Here is a 435-nt window from a genome sequence, read left to right on the forward strand (position 1 = left end):
AGCCCTTGCCCCAGCGCGTAGAGAGCTGCAACCAGTCCAGCCCCGGCTTGATCGCAACACCCAAGGTCGGCGAGAAGCGTCCTTCCTCACGATCCACGTCGAATACCAGCGAGCGCTCGACATTGTTGCTGGCGGTGAACTGACCATCGGGCAGCATCCACACCGTCAGCCCGGTATCGCCCTCGAGGCGATAGCGGTCGTAGCGCAACCCGGCATCGACAGTCAGCCAGCCGTCGTAGTCGTAGAGCACCTGACCGAACAGACTGGCCATGGTTCGCTCGCCCTCGGGCGTAGCCCCCTTGATATAGGGATAGGCCGTTTCGTTGGTCGATGGCGTACGCGTGGTTTCGGGCGAGAAGGTGTCGCGGAACACTTCACTGCCATAGGTGACGGCGAACTGGTGCGCGTCCCCCAGGTAGAAGCGCGAGGTGTTCT

General features: G+C 62.5%; 1 protein-coding gene. It reads right to left on the bottom strand.

Translation table 11 applies throughout. From position 1 onward, the window contains the following. The coding region (locus J0A65_RS25915; protein ID WP_206597070.1) for a TonB-dependent receptor domain-containing protein at nt 1–435 on the bottom strand (435 nt) is incomplete at both ends.

The organism is Bowmanella yangjiangensis (assembly GCF_017255015.1).
GTDB lineage: Bacteria > Pseudomonadota > Gammaproteobacteria > Enterobacterales > Alteromonadaceae > Bowmanella > Bowmanella yangjiangensis.